The following is a 15,301-nucleotide window of genomic DNA, read 5'->3' as shown; positions in this document are numbered from 1 at the left end:
ACGGCTTCAGCTGGCGTCAGTCAGCGGTCGGCCAAGTGCCGTCCAGCGGGGCCGCGGTCGTCGGCCAGTTGCCGTCCGTGGGGTAGGTGTCCCCGCAGGGGTGAGTGTTGGCCAGGGCGGTGCCGGCGGTCGCCGTCAGGGCTGCTGCCGCCACCGCGCAGACCGTGAGAACGCGTCGGATGGGTGTCATGTCATCTCCCCTGAATGGTGGTTGGTGGGTCCCGAGGGACCGTCTGGTCACGTCCCGTAGAAGCACGCGGCGGCCGCGTAGCCGTCACGGCTGCCGTAGTCGATCTCAATCCACTCCCAGGTCTTGTCGCCGCAGGCCTGGTAGTCGTCCCCCTGCACTATCTGCCCGCAGACGGACTCGCCCCTGCTGATGACGTCGAAGACGTCGGCGCCGGTCGAGGGCTTGTTGCGGACGTTCACCGTCTCCGTGGCCCGGTACTGCTTCTGGCACTGGGCCGCCGCCGGGTCCGCCGTCGCGGCAGGGCCGGCGCTCGCCGCCAGCGCGGCGGCCACCGCGCAGACCGTGAGAACGCGTCGGACAGGTGTCATGTGGTCTCCCCCTCGGGCGTCGCTGGTGTGTCGCGGGAAGGTCCCTCCCTCGAAAGCGACCGTAAGAGGATGTGCCGGGACGAACCAATGTGCATGGTGCTCGATTCCGGGCGCGGAGTGTGCACGGTGCTCAGCGGGGCGGCCGAGGGGTGCGGCGTGCACGTCAGAGCGTTGAGGCGTGCGTGCACGGTGCACGCACGCGGGCGGGCTACGCCGGGTGGGGGAAGCCGTCGGTGCTGTGGAGCGCGTGGACCAGGTCGTGGATGCCGGTGCCGGTGGTCAGCAGGTCGCGGGCCAGGAGGCGTTCGGCCGCGCGCAGGTGGGCTCTGACGGTGTTGCGGCTGATGCCCAGGCGCGCGGCGGTCCGCTGGGCGTCGGTGTTGACGTCGATCCACGCCCGCAGCGTGGCGTGAACGGCGGGGCGGCGGGTGTCCTGAACGGGCCTGAGGAACGTCTGGGCCCATGTGGTGGCGGGCGGGGTGTGGAGCAGCATGTCCAGGGAGAGGGCCGGGAGTTCGGCGTCGGGCTGCGGGCTGGTGATGGTCAGGGCCAGGTCGACGGCGGCGCGGGCGCGGGTGTCGTTCAGGTCCAGGCCGAGCATCGTTGCCGCGCGGCGGACGTGGGTGGTGACGGTGTTGCGGCTGATGCCCAGCAGGCGGGCCACGCCGGACCGGGAAGGGAGGGCCACAGCGAGGCGGGTGATGTCGACGGTGAGCTTGGGCGCGGCGTGCAGGGGCCGCAGGAACGCGCGTGCCCAGGTGACGGACTCGGGGCGGGGCAGGAGTTTGGCGAGCGGTGCCTGGCCGTGGTAGGTGGCGACGCGGTCGGGGGTGTTGCGGGCGACGGCGAGGGCGTGCAGGGCGTGGCCGTATGCCTCGGCCGTCGCGGCGAGTGGGTGGGGATCGCTTATGCCCAGCGCGTAGTGCGGGTTCTCGCGCACCAGGTGGCGCAGCGCCTCGCCACAGCCGGTGCGCGTGTCCTCCGTGCCGTCGGGGATGAGACAGATCAGGTGCTCCGCGTAGTGGGGGCAGTGCACCAGCATGTCCCGGCCGTGGTAGCCCGACGGATCCTGGTACGTCTTTGCCAGCCGATCACGGTCACTTGGCGTGCAGTGCAGCACGTGAACCCGCACGCGGTCGGCATCCAGCAGTGTGGGGACGTCACCGGTCGTGATGCGGCGCGCCAGCGTGACATCGCCCGTCATCAGGGCCGACAACACGGCGAACCGCATCTGGCGTGCCTTGTGCTGATATCCGCGAGAGGTCGTGTCGGCCTCCCGGGCCCGGCGCAGGAGCGCGACCACGCTGCCGACATGAGAGGCGAGTGAGGCCGCCTCAGGCGTCAACGCCGCCGGGCCGGCCACCACCAGCACCGGACGCGGGCCGCCCGGCCCCAGCGCCTCGCAGCGCACCTGCCACGCGCCGGCCTGCGTGGCCGCCGTGGCTATCTGTCCGCCGGATAAGCGGGCGAGCACCGGCGCGAGCGGGGCCAGAACATCCTGCGGAAAGCCCGCGGTGGACACCTCCACGGCGGGCGCGCCGACGGTGCCGCCGATCAGCGCGATGTCCGCCCCGATCTGCCGGTGCAACCAGTCGAGGAACGGCCGCAGGTCCGGCTCGGGCCCCCGGGACGCCTGACGCCCCAGCTCACGCAGCAACTCGTCAAGCCGTCCCACGGGCAACCGCCGTCCCCCTTTCGCACTCTCCACCGTCGTGCTCCCTCCCGATCCCTCCCGAACACCCGACGTGTCTCCCTACCAGGATCCCACCAGGCTCACGCGGGGACGCCGGGCACGTCTGCCCGGTAGCGGTCAGCTCCCGGGCTTGCGGGCGAAGACGTACGCCTGGGGCGTCTTCTCCGGGTACGGCGTTCCCTCGCCCTGGTCGGGCTCGCGGACCAGGCGCGCGTGCGGGGTCAGGCCGGCCTCGCCGAGCAGCTGGGCTATGCGGTCGGGCCGGCGGCGGTGGAAGTCGAGGGAGACCGGGTGGCCCAGGGGCTCGGTGATGCGGGAGGGCTCGTCGCCGACCTGGAAGGCGAGGAGGGCGTGGCCGCCGGGGGCAAGGACGCGCTCGAACTCCGCGAAGACGCCAGGCAGCTCCTCCGGTGGGCAGTGGATGATCGAGTACCACGCGACGAGGGCGCGGAGGGAGGCGTCGGGGAGGTCGAGGGCGGTCATCGAGCCGACGTCGAAGCGCAGCCCGGGGTGGGTGCGGCGGGCGACGGCGACCATCTCCGGGGAGAGGTCTATGCCGAAGACGGGCTCCACGCCGAGGCCGTGGAGGTGGGCGGTGATGCGGCCGGGGCCGCAGCCGAGCTCGGCGACGGGCAGGCCGGTGCCGGTGGCGTCGGCGCGCACGAGGTCGGCGAAGGCGGCGAGCATGGCGCGGTCGAAGGGCTTGGTCGCCAGCTCGGCGTCGGCCCATGCGGCGTAGTCGGCGGCGATGGTGTCGTAGAAGGTGCGGGCGGTGGTGAGGAAGTCCGGCTCGGCGTCAGGGGAGGTCACGCTGCCCGACCGTACCCGGGGGGTCTGACAGTCAGTCGGTGAGGTTGCGGTAGAGCCAGGCGGAGGTGAGGAGGAAGGCGAGGAAGATCCCGGCGGCCCAGACGAGGGAGAGCCAGACCCAGTGGAAGGCGGGGCCGCCGTGGAAGAGGGCGCGCATGGCGTTGATCGTGAGGCTGACGGGCTGGTTGCGGGCGAACACCTGGAGCCAGTCGGGCATGGTGGTCACCGGGACGAACGCCGAGCTGGAGAAGACGAGGACGAAGAAGGGGAGGATGCCGGCGACCTGGGCCGTTTCGGGGTCCTTCGTCAGCAGGCCGAGCGTGGCGTAGAGCCAGGAGAAGGCGTAGCCGAAGACGATGGCCAGGCCGAGGCCCGCGAGGATCGGCCAGAGGCCGTTGTGGAAGCGGAAGCCGACCAGCAGGCCGAGGACGACCATCAGGGCGAGGGCGAAGAGGCTGCGGGTCAGGTCGGCGAGGGTGCGCCCGGCGAGCACGGCGGAGCGGGCCATCGGCAGGCTGCGGAAGCGGTCGATGATGCCGTCCTTCACGTCCTGGGCCAGGCCGATGGAGGTGGCCATGGAGCCGATGAGGACGGCCTCGAGGAAGACGGCGGGGACGAGGAAGTCGACGTAGTCGCCGCCGGGGATGACGATGGCGCCGCCGAGGGCGTAGCGGAAGAGGAGCAGCAGCATCGCGGGCTGGATGGCGGTGAAGACGAGGAGCTGGGGGGTGCGGACGAGGCGGCGCAGGTTGCGCTGGGCGACGCCCGCGATGTCGCGGGCGGCGACGGCCGGGGCGACCGCCGTCACGTCGCGCCTCCGCCGGTGTAGGTCAGGAAGACGTCGTCGAGGGAGGGGTGGCGCAACGCCAGGTCCGTCAGGTCGATCTCGTCGGCGCTGAAACGCTGGCCTGCGGCGATGAGGGCCTTGGTGCCGCCGTCGGTGGGGACGCTGACGCGGCGTTCGTCGGCCTCGACCTGGACGGCGGCGGGGTCGGCGTCGTCGGCGACGGCGGCCATGATGGCGCGGGCGCGCTCCAGGTCGGCGTGGCGGGCAACCCGGGCCTCCAGCACGTCCTGGCCGACGCGGGACTTCAGCTCGTCGGCGGTGCCCTGGGCGATGACGCGCCCGGCGTTCAGCACGGCGATGTGGTGGGCGAGGGCCTCGGCCTCCTCCATGTGCTGGGTGGTCAGCAGCACGGTGGTCTCCTCGGCGAGGAGGTCGCGGACGAACTGCCAGAGCTGGTTGCGGGTGCGCGGGTCCAGGCCGCTGGTGGGCTCGTCGAGGAAGAGGACCGGGGGGCGGGCGACCAGGCAGGCGCCGACGTCGAGGCGGCGGCGCATGCCGCCGGAGTAGGTGCGGACGAGGTTGTCGGCGGCGTCCGTGAGGTCGAAGCGCTCCAGCACCTCGGCGGCGCGGCGGCGGCGTTCGGGCCGGGGGAGGTGGTAGAGGAGGCCGACGAGTTCGAGGTTCTCCCGGCCGGTGAGCAGCTCGTCCACGGCGGCGTACTGGCCGGCGAGCCCGATGTGGGCGCGGAGGGTGGCGGCGTCGGCGACGATGTCGTAGCCCGCCACGCGGGCGCGGCCGGCGTCGGGGCGCAGGAGGGTGGTGAGGACGCGGACGAGGGTCGTCTTGCCGGCGCCGTTGGGGCCGAGCAGGGCCAGCACCCGGCCCCGGCCGATGGCGAGGTCGATGCCGTCCAGGGCCTGGGTGTCGCCGAACCGCTTGGAGACGCCCTCGATCTCAATCACGATTCGATTGTGGGAGGGGGGTGGCAGGGCCGCATCCGGAGCGGGCGTCGGAGGCGGGGTGTGGCGGGACAGGGCGGGGTGTGGCGGGCGTTACAGCACGAAGGGATCGGTGCCGGTGTCGCTGGTCAGGGGGCGGCCGCAGGACTGCCAGGCGGCGAGGCCACCGTCGACGTTGACGGCGTTGACGCCCTGCTGGTTGAGGAACGCCGCGACCTGGGATGAGCGGCCGCCCATCTTGCACATCACGTACAGCGGCTGCTGGGCGGCGTGGTCGAGGATCTCGTCGATGCGCTGGATGACCTGGCCCATCGGGATGTGGAGCGCGCCCTCGGCGTGGCCCGCCGCCCACTCCTCCGGCTCTCTGACGTCGAGCAGCGGGGCGTCGGCGGGAATCGCGTCGGGGGTGGCGGTGGGGAGCTGCGCGAAGTCCATGGGGGAGAGCTTACGTGGCGGGGCGGTGGGTGCTGCCGGAGGCGGGGGCGAGGAGGGCGGCGAGCTCGGCCTCGCGGGCGGCGAGGGTGCGCTGGAGGTCGGCGGCGATCTGGTCGAGCAGGGCGTCGGGGTCGTCGGGGGCCAGGCGCAGCATGGCGCCGATGGCGCTCGCCTCCAGGGCGGCGGCCTCCTCGGCGAGGCGTTCCTTGCGGGCGGCCAGCCACTCCAGGCGGGCGGTCAGCTCGGCGACGCCGGTGCGGCGCGGCTCGCCGCCGGTCTCGCGCCACTCGGCGGCCAGCGCGCGCAGGTCGTCGGCGTCGGCGCGGGCGTAGGCGTCGTTGACGCGGGCGATGAACGCGTCGCGGCGGGCGCGGTCGGGCTCGTCGGTGGCGAGGTCGGGGTGCGCCTGGCGGACGAGGTCGCGGTAGAGCCTGCGGGTCTCGGGGTCGGCGCGGACCTTGGGCGGGGGCGGCGGGGCCTGGTCCGGGGCCTGGTCTGCCGCCGGGTCCGGCGCCGGGTCCCTTGCCGGGTCCGTCGCCTGGTCGGCTGCGCGGCGTTGGCCGAAGAGCTCGCCGATGCTGGGCAGGGGCGTGGCCCGGTCGCGGGCCTCGCGGGCCCGGCGCTGGTCCTCGGGGTCGCCGGTGCGGGCGGCGACGGCCTCGGCGATGCGGGCGTCGAGCTCGTCGAGGCGGGCGTGGAGGGGCCCGAGGCGCTGCTCGTGGAGGCGGGAGAAGTTCGCCACCTCGATGCGGAAGGTCTCGACCGCGATCTCGAACTCGATCAGCGCGGTCTCGGCGGCCTGGACGGCCTGGGCGAGGCGTTCGCCGGTCGTGGTCGGCTGGCTGGTCACCCGCACAGCGTACGGGGGCGGGGTGGGGTCAGTCGCGGAACTCGCTGGGGCAGTGCTTGCCCTCCTCCGGGAGATACCGCTCGGCCCAGCGGGTCAGCTCGGTGAGGGAGTCGCGCAGGCCGTGGCCGGACTCCGTGAGCTCGTAGTTGACGCGCAGGGGCGGTCCTGGCTCGACCTCGCGGGTGAGGAGGCCCAGCTCGGCCAGCTCGCTGAGGCGGTCGGAGAGCATCCGCTCGCTGATGCCCGGGATGGCCCGCTTGAGCTCCGCGAAGTGGCCGGGGCCGCTGATGAGCGAGGCGACGACGACGCCCGTCCAGCGCTTGCCGAGGAGCTCGAAGACGCGCAGCAGGGCGCTCTCGGGCTCGGTGCACGCCCCGATCCCGGTCTTGGTGCACGCCGTGTGCGCCGTCGTGGGCCCGGTGTCCGCCGTGGTGTCCGCCTCAGTGTCCGCCGTCTCTCCCGCCATGACACCAGGGTACTGGAAGGCCGCGAAGACGTTAGGGGGTGCAGAAAAGTAAGCACCTATGTTATTACTAGGTGCGTACCCCTCCGCAGGAGCTGAGCGCTCGCGGAAGGATACGCCACCGCTCACCCACGCTTGTTCGAAAGGACCACCGGCCATGGCCACGCTGCTGCACATCGACTCCTCGATCAACGGCGACAAGTCCGTCTCGCGCGCCGTCACCCAGACCTTCCGGCAGGCGTGGGTGGACCAGCACCCCGAGGGGAAGGTGGTCTACCGCGACCTGGCCGCCGACCCGGTGCCGCACCTGACGGGCGAGGCGTACGCCCTGCAGTTCGTCCCGGCGGAGCAGCGGACCGAGGAGCAGCGGGCGGTGTACGCGCTCCGCGACGAGCTGGCCTCGGAGCTGGAGTCGGCCGACGCGGTGCTGATCGGCGCGCCGCTGTACAACTACTCCGTCCCCTCCGGCCTGAAGGCGTGGCTCGACCACGTGATCATCATGGGCCGCACCGCCGGGCGCGGTGACACCACGCTCCAGGGCAAGCCGGTCACGGTGGTGACCAGCCGCGGCGGCTCCTACGCCCCCGGCACCCCGATGGCGGGGAACGACTTCAACCACCCCTACCTGACCTGGCTGTTGGAGGGCGCCCTGAAGATGGACGTGACCTTCATCGTCCCGGAGCTGACGCTCGCGCCGGTCACGCCGGGGATGGAGGAGCTGATAGAGAAGTTCGAGGCCTCGCGGGAGAAGGCGCACGAGGAGGCCCGCGACTGCGCGAAGACGCTGGCCTCCAAGCTCGCCGCCTGAGGGCCCCGGCCCGCCCGGGGACAGGCCGGGGACAGGCCGGGGCGGGGGCTTCGGCCCCCGCCCGCTCAGGTCGTCGCCAGCCGCCGCCGTACGCCGGCCACCAGGCGGGCGGCCGTGAACGTGGCGCCGTAGACGAAGCGCATCGAGGGGCCGAAGGAGGGCGCGGCCACCAGCCCGGCGAAGAACAGGCCGGGCCGCGAGGACTCGAAGCCGGCGTCCAGCTCCGGCGCCCGCGTCCCGCGCACGGTCGCGAGCTGGTCGCGCAGGCCCGGGTCGAGGACGAGAAGCCGCCGCAGGTCGGGCACGAAGCCGGTCGCGGCGATCACGTGGCCGGTCTCCACCGTGAAGTCGGCCGCGTCGTCCGCCGACTCGTTCGCCGACAGTTCCAGGCGAACGCCGTCGCTCCGGCCCAGGGGCACCGCCCGCAGCAGGCGGTGCCCCAGCCGGACGGGGACGACGCCCTCGACGCGGTCGCGCAGCCACCAGGCCCCGGCCGGGCCCATGGCGGTGGCGGCGATGCGGGCGCGCATGCCGCCGGGCAGCAGGCGGAAGGCGCGCGGCATCTCCGACCAGGCCCAGCTGCTCCAGCCGATGCCGAGGCCGCTGTGCGGGGCGCGCAGCCGGGCCAGCCGGCCGCGCTCCAGCGGCTGCGGCAGAGTGTTCCAGTTCACTCGCCCGGCGCGGGCGACGACCACGGGACGGGCGCCGGTCTCCGCCAGCAGCGCCGCGGTCTCCAGCGCGGCCTGTCCGGCGCCGATCACCGCGACCTCCCGGCCCCGGAAGCCGGTCAGCTCGCGGTGGTGGCTGCTGTGGGAGGCCAACGCCGGCTCGAGGCCGCGCAGCGCGCGCGGCAGCCGGACGAAGGGCATCACGCCGATGGCCAGCGCCACGCTCCGCGTCAGCAGCGCCTCGCCGTCGGCGGTCTCGACGCGGTAGCCGCGCCCGTGCGCGGCCACGGCGGTGACGGTCCGCTCCTCGACGGGCACGCCCACGCGCTCGGCGAACCACATGCCGTAGTCCGTGAAGGTGCCGATCGGCAGCGGGTGGCCGTGCTCGGCGACGATGCCGCGGGTGGCGGCGTAGGCGGCGAGGGTGCGTTCGCCGGCGGCGTCGGAGAGATTGGAGGCCCAGGGCTCGGACTTCAGGAACATCCCGTCGGGCATGTGGTCCCGCCAGGACGCCATGGGCCGCCCGAGCACCCGCACGTCCAGCTTGGCCGAGGCGGCGTGCGCCGCGATCGACAGCCCGTACGGTCCGGCGCCCACCACTACCAGGTCATGCATCGCGTTCTCTCCTTCTCGGCCTTGTCCCGCTGTGCGGCTTGTAGGGCTTCTCTACCTTTTGCGGCTTGTGATGCGTTGCGTCGTGCGCGTTGCGTGATGCGTCCGAGGCCCCAGCCGTGGGCCATGGCCCAGAACGGCGCCGGGTCGTCCGTGGCGAACCAGGCCGTCTCGACGCGCCGGCCGAGGCGGCCGGGCCCGCCTCGCCCGGTGAGCGCGGAGACCAGGCCCGAGGCGAGGCCGTAGTTCTCCGCGAGGAAGACCCGGCCCGGCTGGGGCGCGGGCGCCGGGACCGGCCGCCCCGTCAGGTCCAGGTGCAGCGCCCGCACGACGTCGAGCCCCGCCCGGTCGGTGAAGAGCCGGAACTGCGCGCCGGGGCGCGGGTTGACGTCCAGCAGGTGGTACGCCCCGGTGGCGGCGTCCCGGCGGAAGTCCAGGTCCAGCACGCCGGCGTAGCCCAGGTGGGACGCCAGCCGCCGCGCCGCGTCCGCCACCTCGGCGTTCGGCAGCCAGCGGCCCAGCGCCGTCAGCCCCGCGCCGACGGGCCAGGACAGCTCCTTCACGCCGGTGCCGCCCAGCAGCAGACGGCCCTGCTCCGCGAAGCAGCCGTGGAAGAACCAGTCGGAGCGGCGCCCGCCCGGCAGGAGGCGTTGCAGGAGCAGGCGGTTGCCGGGCCCGGCCTCGCGGGCGCCGCGCTCGTACAGGCGGCCCGCCTGCGTCTCGTCGCCCAGCACGGTCGTGCTGCGCAGCCCCTCACCGCCCGGCGGCAGCAGCCAGGGCCGCGACCACTTCGCGATCACCGGCAGGCCCAGCTCGCGGGCGGCGGACCGCGCCTCGGCCGCGCTCCCGGGCAGCGCCGTCGGGGGGTGCGGGATGCCCAGCCGCCCGCACAGCCCTGCCAGCTCCGCCTTGTCCGCCGCGCGCTCCACCGCCCCGGGGCACGGCTGCGCGGGCAGCAGGAAACGCCCGCGCAGCCGCTCGGCGAGGCGGGCGGCGACGATGGCGCCCGCGTCGTCCATCGGAAGCAGCACGGCGGGACGGCCGATGCGTTCGGCGGCTCTCAGCAGCGCCCGTTCCGCGTCGGGGGGCGGGACGAGCACGTGCCGCCCGTGGAGGTACCGGGAGCGGGCCAGCGGCCCGCGCGGCGACTCCACGAACGCGTGCACCTCGACGCCGGCCCGGCCCAGCGACCTGACGGCGCCGAGCGAGCCGTGGTGGAACGGATTCCGGTCCAGCCGCAGCAGCAGCGCGGGCACATCGGTATCCAGCGGCGTATCGAGCATGGGAGCGATGTTCCGGGACGGCGGCCCGTTTCCCGCTCACATGGCGTCACATGGCGAATGAAGCCCACGATCGGACTAGCAGAAAAACATTCCAGCGGCTCATTCAAGGGATGGTGTGTTTAATCGGGCCGGACGTTTTCGGCACATCATGATGGTCGAGAGCCGAGGCGAACCGAAGGCGAACCGAAACCGCAACCGCAACCGCAACCGAAGGCGAAGAGGAAGACGAAGAGAAGACGAAGGGAGTCGTCCGCCATGCCGCGCGGATCGCGAACGGCCGCCGTCGCCGCGCCGATGCTGCTCGCGGCGGCCGTGCTGGCCCTCGCCGGGGCGGGCGCGGGCGCCCAGCCGGCCGAGCCGGGCCGGCCGGAGCCCGCCGTCGGCGCGTTCCTCGGCTCCGGCCCCGAGGGCACCCAGCAGGCCGCGCACCTGGAGCGGTGGCTGGGCGGTGACGCCGAGATCACCGTCGGCCACACCTACCTGCCCGGCGACCTGTGGTCGAACATCGAGGGCCGGCCGGCGTTCCTGCGGCCGTGGGCGGAGTGGCGGCGCGCCGCGGCCGACCGGCTGTTCGTGCTGAACGTCCCCATGCTGGAGCGCAACGAGGCGGCCCTGCCGGACCACGAGGTCGCCGCCCTGCTCGCCGACGGCGCCGAGGGGCGTTTCGACGACCACTTCCGCACCCTCGCCCGCCGGCTGGTGGACCTCGGCCTGCGCGACACGGTGATCGTCCTCGGCTGGGAGATGAACGGCTCGACCTACAGCCACCGCTGCGCGCCCGACCCGGCGGCGTGGCGGGCGTACTGGCGCCGCGTCGTGGAGACGATGCGCGCGGTGGACGGGCAGGAGTTCCGCTTCGACTTCGCGCCGAGCCGGGGGCGGGACGCCATCGGCTGGGACGAGTGCTATCCGGGCGACGACGTGGTGGACATCATCGGGCTCGACACCTACGACCAGCCGGCGGGAAGCTCCTTCGAGGAGCACGTCAGCCAGCCCTACGGCCTGCGCGACCACGTCGAGTTCGCCGCCGCGCACGGCAAGCCGGTCTCCTTTCCCGAATGGGGGCTGTTCCGCAACGGCGACAATCCGGAATACGTGCGGCGAATGCTGGAGTGGATCGACGAACACCGCCCCGTTTACCACACGATCAGCGACTACTGCCCGCACGGCGTCTGGCGCTGCCCCTCCAACCCCGCCTCCGCCGCCGTCTTCCGCGCCGCCCTCGCCGACGCCCCGGCCCTCGGCCCGCGCCCGGGCGGCGACGACTGCGTGGTCATCCCGTTTCTCGGCTGCGTCTGACGCCCCGGCGAGCGCGACGAGAATCGGCGGATGGACGCGCGCACCTTCCTGGAGACCGAACGCCTGCGGCTGCGGGCCTTCACCGACGCCCCGGCCGACGAGGACCGCCTCGTGGCGCTGGACGGCGACCCGGAGGTGATGCGTTACCTCAGCGGCGGCCGCCCGACGCCGCGCGAGGAGGTCCGCGACCGGGTGCTGCCCCGCCTGCAGCGCCGCTACGCCGGCCTGGGCGGGCTTCCCGGCTACTGGGCCGCGGAGGAGCGCGCCACCGGCAGCTTCCTGGGCTGGTTCGAGTTCCGGCCGCTGGCCGATGACAGCGCCGCCGTCGTCGAGCTCGGCTACCGCCTGAACCGCGCCGCCTGGGGCCGCGGCTACGCCACCGAGGGCTCGCGGGCCCTCGTCCGCCGGGGCTTCACCGAGCTCGGCGTCGAGCGCGTGATCGCCGTCACCATGGCGGTGAACGCCCGCTCCCGCCGCGTGATGGAGAAGGCGGGCCTGGCCTACGCCCGCACGTTCTTCGCCGACTGGCCGGAGGCGATCGAGGGATCCGAGCACGGGGAGGTGGAGTACGCCGTGACCCGGGGGGAGTGGGGCCATCGGCAGGAGCACCTCTCGTGAGCCAGGCAGTTCTTGCGGCAAAGCAGCTTTGCCGCAAAACGGCTTGCCCGCATGTGCGCGATGACGGAGACTGTCCTCATGGCATTTCACGGGTTCCTCGCGGTCCAGGGACGCGGCACCGTCGCGCTCCCCGCGGAGCTGCGGCGCAAGTACCGGCTGGATGAGGCGGGCGCTCAGGTCGAGATCACCGAACGAGAGGACGGGGTTCTCGAGCTCCGGCCTGCCCTGCCCGTGCCTGTGGACGAGATGTGGTTCTGGTCCAAAGGGCACCAGGCAGCCGAGAGGGAGGCCGAGGACGACCTCACCCAGGGACGCTTTCGCGACTACGCCGACGCCGAAGAGCTGCTCGCCGACTTCGTGGACATCACGGACGGAGGCGGCCCCGTAGGCCCCGCACGATGAAGTACCGCGCTCTTGAATCCTTCCGGCGCGACCTGGCCCGGCTTCCCCCACAACACCAGAAGATGTTCATGCAAGCCCTGCGCGAACACTTTCTCCCGGCCATCGAAGCGGGAAGCTTCGCCGGGACACCGCCATGGCCACGTCGGCTCCGCATCCACCGCCTGTCGAACAGCGAGGTCTACTCCCTCACCTGGAACTTCGCCTCTCCCGATGGCCGCGCGACCTTCCATCTGGACAAATCCGAGGATGGCGAGGCCCTGCTGGTGTGGCGCCGCATCGGCGATCACAGCATCTACCGCGAGCCGTAGCCCCGGCGGTTCGCCCGGAGGCTTCGGCCGACGCCGAACCGTCCCCGGGGCATGATGGGCGGCATGGACGAACGCGCGCGGGGTCGTGAGGCTCCTGCCCCCTCGGTGGCGGCGGTGGCCGGGCTGCTGGCCGATGCCACCCGCGCGAGCTTCTGCCTGGCGCTGATGGACGGCCGGGCCTGGACCGCGAAGGAGCTGGCGCGCCACGCCGGGGTGGCGGCCTCGACCGCGAGCGGGCACCTGAACCTGCTGGTCGGCGGCGGGCTGCTGACCGAGGTGCGGCAGGGGCGGCACCGGTACGTCCGGCTGGCCGGGCACGAGGCGGCCGAACTCGTCGAGCACCTCGCCGCCTTCGCGCCGGACGGCTCGGCTGTCCCCGCGTCACCTCCCCGTCCCCGCTCCCTCCCCGCCGACGGCCGCCGCCGCGCCCTGGGCCGCGCCCGCACCTGCTACGACCACCTCGCCGGGGAGCTGGGCGTGGCCATCGCCGACGCCATGACCGAACGCGGCCTGCTGCGCTGGGACGGTGGCCTGGCCCTCACCCCCGACGGCACGACGTGGCTGGCCGCCCTGGGGATCGCCCCGCCGCAGCCGCGCGCGGGCCGCCGCGCCCTGGTCCGCCCCTGCCTGGACTGGACCGAACGCCGCCACCACCTCGGCGGCTGGGTGGGCGCCGCGCTCTACCGGCACGCGGTCGACGCCGCCTGGGTCACCCGCATCGGCACCACGCGCGCCGTCGCCCTCACCCCGGCAGGCCGCCGTGCCCTCAGCGACCGACTGGGCCTCGGAGGGCACGGCGGGAATCAGGGGATCGCGGTCACAGGCGGGTCAGTGACCAGTAGTTGACGTCCGCCTCGCTCGGGGAGTCCATCACGACGACCTGGTTCGGCTGGTCGTAGTAGGGCCGGATCGCCTCCTGGGAGGCGCGGGAGATGATCTGAACCTGGCGGGGGTTGCTGGGCCGCGCGTCCAGATACCACTGGAACTCGTAGCCGCCGCCGCAGGTCTTCTGCGTCACGTACGTCTTGGCCCCGTACGTGAACTGCGAGGGGGTGAGGCACTTGCCGGTGTCGGTGTTGCGGATGATGTAGTACCCGGAGCCGACGTCCTCGAGGTTCCAGCTGTCGCCGTTGCTGGCCGCGTCCCACGCCCAGATCCAGATGTTGTCGTTGTGGTTGAAGCCGTAGTCGTTGGGCAGCAGGTGCCCCCCGGTGCTGACGTTGACGATCCGGTACGGGCCGAAGTCGTAGCCCGGCGGCTGGGCGCCGGCGGTGGACTGCGTCCCGGCCACCAGCCCCAGCAGCGCGGCCACGACGACCACGAGCCGGGTGACAATGCGGCTTAACATGCTGTTCCCTCCTGGGGTGTTCGTTCCGCGCGCACCACACGCCTCTCACGCCTCACGTGCCGGCGGTTCCGATCGGCGTGCGATCCGCGAATCGTGCCCCAGTGGGCTTTCCGACCGAACTGCGCCTGATGCTGTCGTCAGGCGCCGGAACGTTACGCCGACACCCGTGTGAGTGAGCCGCCGAACAAGGCCACGGAACGTGACACCTCAGGGCCTCACCTCCCGCAGCGCCCCGGCCAGGGCCGCGACGGCCTCGGCGATCTCCGCGGTGCCGCTGGCGGCGTACCCGAGGACGAGGCCGGGCGGGTGCGGGCGTTGCGCGTGCCAGGAGAGGGGGTGGCACTTCACGCCCCGGGCGAGGGCGGCGGCGGCGAGGGCGGTGTCGGAGGCCTCACCGGGACCGGGACCGGGACCGGGACCGGGCTCGTCGAAGGTGATCGTCAGGTGGAGGCCCGCCGCCGCGCCGTGGACGGTGGCCTCGGGGAGGTGGGCGCGGATGGCGTTGATCACGGCGTCGCGGCGGCGGAGGTGGCGGCGGCGCAGGGCGCGCAGGTGGCGTTCCAACGCGCCGGACTCCATCAGGTGAGCGAGGACGAGCTGCGGCAGGGCGGCGTTGCCCAGGTCGGCCCCGCGCTTGGCGTCGACGAGGGGCGCGCGGAGGCGCGCGGGCGGCAGCACCCAGCCGACGCGCAACGCCGGGGCGAGGAGCTTGGAGACGCTGCCGGTGTAGCAGACGCCCTCCGGGAGCATCGAGCGGAGAGCCGGGACGGGCGGGCGGTCGTAGCGGTGCTCGGCGTCGTAGTCGTCCTCGATGATGAGCCGCCCCCCGGGATCCTCGGCGGCCCAGCGCATCAGGGCGCGGCGGCGCTCGCCGCCGAGGACGACCCCGGTCGGGAACTGGTGGGCGGGGGTGAGGAGGACCGCCGGGGCGCCGGTGGCGCGCAACTCGTCGACGCGGACGCCGTGACCATCCACGGGGACGGGCGGGGTACGGATGCCCCCGTCGCGGAGCTGAAGGCGGGCGCCGAGGGAGCTGGGCTCCTCCACGGCGACCTCGCCTATGCCGTGGCGGGGGAGCACCTGCGCGAGGAGGGCGAGGGCCTGGGCGACACCCGCGACGATCAGGATCTCGTCTGGGTCGGCGCGGATGCCCCGGTTGCGGGCCAGCCAGTTGGCGACGGCAAGCCGCAGCGCCGGGGCGCCGCGCGCCTCGCCGTAGCCGAAGTCGGCCGGGGTCAGGCCGTCGAGCACCGCGCGCTCGGCGCGCAGCCAGGCCGCGCGGGGGAACGCCGCCAGGTCGGGAACGCCTGGGGTGAGGTCGATCCGGGCCGGGGCGGCGCGCAGCGCCTCGAAGATGTCGACGCCGGGGTCGCTGGTGATGGGGGTGGAGGTGGGGGTGG

General features: G+C 73.6%; 19 protein-coding genes. 6 read left to right on the top strand and 13 right to left on the bottom strand.

The window, feature by feature from the left end; all coding sequences use genetic code 11:
- Nucleotides 1–16: 16 nt before the first annotated feature.
- The 9 genes from ACTWQH_RS29515 to ACTWQH_RS29475 all read right to left on the bottom strand — a co-directional run bounded on the left by ACTWQH_RS29515 (nt 17) and on the right by ACTWQH_RS29475 (nt 6,558).
- Nucleotides 17–190, bottom strand: coding sequence for a hypothetical protein (locus tag ACTWQH_RS29515; RefSeq protein WP_443289849.1), 174 nt, complete (start codon nt 188–190; stop codon nt 17–19).
- A gap of 47 nt (nt 191–237) precedes the next feature.
- Nucleotides 238–558 (bottom strand): hypothetical protein, encoded by a 321-nt coding sequence (locus ACTWQH_RS29510; protein ID WP_443289848.1) that lies wholly within the window; start codon nt 556–558, stop codon nt 238–240.
- A gap of 208 nt (nt 559–766) precedes the next feature.
- Complete coding sequence (locus ACTWQH_RS29505; protein ID WP_443289847.1) at nt 767–2,233, bottom strand: helix-turn-helix domain-containing protein; 1,467 nt, start codon at nt 2,231–2,233, stop codon at nt 767–769.
- A gap of 135 nt (nt 2,234–2,368) precedes the next feature.
- Complete coding sequence (locus ACTWQH_RS29500; RefSeq protein ID WP_443289846.1) at nt 2,369–3,061, bottom strand: class I SAM-dependent methyltransferase; 693 nt, start codon at nt 3,059–3,061, stop codon at nt 2,369–2,371.
- A 31-nt stretch (nt 3,062–3,092) separates the two neighbouring features.
- Nucleotides 3,093–3,869 (bottom strand): ABC transporter permease, encoded by a 777-nt coding sequence (locus tag ACTWQH_RS29495; RefSeq protein ID WP_443289845.1) that lies wholly within the window; start codon nt 3,867–3,869, stop codon nt 3,093–3,095.
- Complete coding sequence (locus tag ACTWQH_RS29490; protein ID WP_443289844.1) at nt 3,866–4,810, bottom strand: ATP-binding cassette domain-containing protein; 945 nt, start codon at nt 4,808–4,810, stop codon at nt 3,866–3,868. The genes ACTWQH_RS29495 and ACTWQH_RS29490 overlap by 4 nt, the downstream gene beginning before the upstream one ends.
- Before the next feature lie 90 nt (nt 4,811–4,900).
- Nucleotides 4,901–5,242 carry a rhodanese-like domain-containing protein gene (locus ACTWQH_RS29485; RefSeq protein ID WP_443289843.1) on the bottom strand — a complete coding sequence of 114 codons (342 nt, stop codon included), beginning with the start codon at nt 5,240–5,242 and terminating at the stop codon, nt 4,901–4,903.
- A gap of 10 nt (nt 5,243–5,252) precedes the next feature.
- A complete protein-coding gene (locus ACTWQH_RS29480; RefSeq protein WP_443289842.1) occupies nt 5,253–6,092 on the bottom strand; it encodes a hypothetical protein in 840 nt (279 codons plus the stop codon).
- 28 nt (nt 6,093–6,120) lie between these two features.
- On the bottom strand, nt 6,121–6,558 hold the full coding sequence (locus ACTWQH_RS29475) for a winged helix-turn-helix transcriptional regulator (RefSeq protein WP_443289841.1): 438 nt from the start codon (nt 6,556–6,558) through the stop codon (nt 6,121–6,123).
- 154 nt (nt 6,559–6,712) lie between these two features.
- Between ACTWQH_RS29475 and ACTWQH_RS29470 the strand changes: the two genes are divergently transcribed.
- Nucleotides 6,713–7,363, top strand: a complete 651-nt coding sequence (locus ACTWQH_RS29470) for an FMN-dependent NADH-azoreductase (protein WP_443289840.1) — start codon at nt 6,713–6,715, stop codon at nt 7,361–7,363.
- Nucleotides 7,364–7,428: 65 nt separating this feature from the next.
- Here the strand turns inward: ACTWQH_RS29470 and ACTWQH_RS29465 are convergent, their stop codons facing one another.
- The gene (locus tag ACTWQH_RS29465) at nt 7,429–8,646 is read right to left on the bottom strand and encodes an NAD(P)-binding domain-containing protein (RefSeq protein ID WP_443289839.1); all 1,218 of its coding nucleotides are present in this window, start codon (nt 8,644–8,646) and stop codon (nt 7,429–7,431) included.
- Nucleotides 8,631–9,926, bottom strand: coding sequence for a carboxylate--amine ligase (locus tag ACTWQH_RS29460; RefSeq protein ID WP_443289838.1), 1,296 nt, complete (start codon nt 9,924–9,926; stop codon nt 8,631–8,633). Before ACTWQH_RS29460 ends, ACTWQH_RS29465 begins: the two co-directional genes overlap by 16 nt.
- A gap of 255 nt (nt 9,927–10,181) precedes the next feature.
- Here ACTWQH_RS29460 and ACTWQH_RS29455 point away from each other — a divergent pair, with 255 nt between their 5' ends.
- The 5 genes from ACTWQH_RS29455 to ACTWQH_RS29435 all read left to right on the top strand — a co-directional run bounded on the left by ACTWQH_RS29455 (nt 10,182) and on the right by ACTWQH_RS29435 (nt 13,399).
- Nucleotides 10,182–11,225, top strand: a complete 1,044-nt coding sequence (locus tag ACTWQH_RS29455) for a glycoside hydrolase family 26 protein (protein WP_443289837.1) — start codon at nt 10,182–10,184, stop codon at nt 11,223–11,225.
- Nucleotides 11,226–11,255: 30 nt separating this feature from the next.
- Nucleotides 11,256–11,843 carry a GNAT family N-acetyltransferase gene (locus ACTWQH_RS29450; protein WP_443289836.1) on the top strand — a complete coding sequence of 196 codons (588 nt, stop codon included), beginning with the start codon at nt 11,256–11,258 and terminating at the stop codon, nt 11,841–11,843.
- 78 nt (nt 11,844–11,921) lie between these two features.
- Nucleotides 11,922–12,245, top strand: a complete 324-nt coding sequence (locus ACTWQH_RS29445) for an AbrB/MazE/SpoVT family DNA-binding domain-containing protein (RefSeq protein WP_443289835.1) — start codon at nt 11,922–11,924, stop codon at nt 12,243–12,245.
- The gene (locus tag ACTWQH_RS29440) at nt 12,242–12,553 is read left to right on the top strand and encodes a hypothetical protein (RefSeq protein WP_443289834.1); all 312 of its coding nucleotides are present in this window, start codon (nt 12,242–12,244) and stop codon (nt 12,551–12,553) included. The genes ACTWQH_RS29445 and ACTWQH_RS29440 overlap by 4 nt, the downstream gene beginning before the upstream one ends.
- Before the next feature lie 63 nt (nt 12,554–12,616).
- Nucleotides 12,617–13,399, top strand: coding sequence for a helix-turn-helix domain-containing protein (locus ACTWQH_RS29435; protein ID WP_443289833.1), 783 nt, complete (start codon nt 12,617–12,619; stop codon nt 13,397–13,399).
- On the opposite strand, the gene ACTWQH_RS29430 is transcribed toward ACTWQH_RS29435, so the two are convergent.
- Together ACTWQH_RS29430 and ACTWQH_RS29425 are read right to left on the bottom strand one after the other, a co-directional pair.
- Nucleotides 13,371–13,901 carry an RICIN domain-containing protein gene (locus ACTWQH_RS29430; RefSeq protein ID WP_443289832.1) on the bottom strand — a complete coding sequence of 177 codons (531 nt, stop codon included), beginning with the start codon at nt 13,899–13,901 and terminating at the stop codon, nt 13,371–13,373. The genes ACTWQH_RS29435 and ACTWQH_RS29430 overlap by 29 nt on opposite strands.
- A 207-nt stretch (nt 13,902–14,108) precedes the next feature.
- On the bottom strand, nt 14,109–15,301 hold a 1,193-nt coding region (locus ACTWQH_RS29425), incomplete at its 5' end, for an aminotransferase-like domain-containing protein (protein WP_443289831.1).

The sequence above is a fragment of the Streptomyces sp. 6N223 genome (genome assembly GCF_052246635.1).
Taxonomy (GTDB): domain Bacteria; phylum Actinomycetota; class Actinomycetes; order Streptomycetales; family Streptomycetaceae; genus Streptomyces.
The sequence above is the reverse complement of the archived record's forward strand: the minus strand, read 5'-3'. Positions and strand labels throughout refer to the sequence as shown.

Excerpts from the sequence above, each read along its gene's own strand:
- ACTWQH_RS29460 (WP_443289838.1), bottom strand. The coding sequence starts at position 9,926 with ATGCTCGATACGCCGCTGGATACCGATGTGCCCGCGCTGCTGCTGCGG.
- ACTWQH_RS29455 (WP_443289837.1), top strand. The coding sequence starts at position 10,182 with ATGCCGCGCGGATCGCGAACGGCCGCCGTCGCCGCGCCGATGCTGCTC.
- ACTWQH_RS29470 (WP_443289840.1), top strand. The coding sequence starts at position 6,713 with ATGGCCACGCTGCTGCACATCGACTCCTCGATCAACGGCGACAAGTCC.
- ACTWQH_RS29430 (WP_443289832.1), bottom strand. The coding sequence starts at position 13,901 with ATGTTAAGCCGCATTGTCACCCGGCTCGTGGTCGTCGTGGCCGCGCTG.
- ACTWQH_RS29465 (WP_443289839.1), bottom strand. The coding sequence starts at position 8,646 with ATGCATGACCTGGTAGTGGTGGGCGCCGGACCGTACGGGCTGTCGATC.
- ACTWQH_RS29440 (WP_443289834.1), top strand. The coding sequence starts at position 12,242 with ATGAAGTACCGCGCTCTTGAATCCTTCCGGCGCGACCTGGCCCGGCTT.
- ACTWQH_RS29485 (WP_443289843.1), bottom strand. The coding sequence starts at position 5,242 with ATGGACTTCGCGCAGCTCCCCACCGCCACCCCCGACGCGATTCCCGCC.
- ACTWQH_RS29445 (WP_443289835.1), top strand. The coding sequence starts at position 11,922 with ATGGCATTTCACGGGTTCCTCGCGGTCCAGGGACGCGGCACCGTCGCG.
- ACTWQH_RS29515 (WP_443289849.1), bottom strand. The coding sequence starts at position 190 with ATGACACCCATCCGACGCGTTCTCACGGTCTGCGCGGTGGCGGCAGCA.
- ACTWQH_RS29475 (WP_443289841.1), bottom strand. The coding sequence starts at position 6,558 with ATGGCGGGAGAGACGGCGGACACTGAGGCGGACACCACGGCGGACACC.
- ACTWQH_RS29435 (WP_443289833.1), top strand. The coding sequence starts at position 12,617 with ATGGACGAACGCGCGCGGGGTCGTGAGGCTCCTGCCCCCTCGGTGGCG.
- ACTWQH_RS29510 (WP_443289848.1), bottom strand. The coding sequence starts at position 558 with ATGACACCTGTCCGACGCGTTCTCACGGTCTGCGCGGTGGCCGCCGCG.
- ACTWQH_RS29450 (WP_443289836.1), top strand. The coding sequence starts at position 11,256 with ATGGACGCGCGCACCTTCCTGGAGACCGAACGCCTGCGGCTGCGGGCC.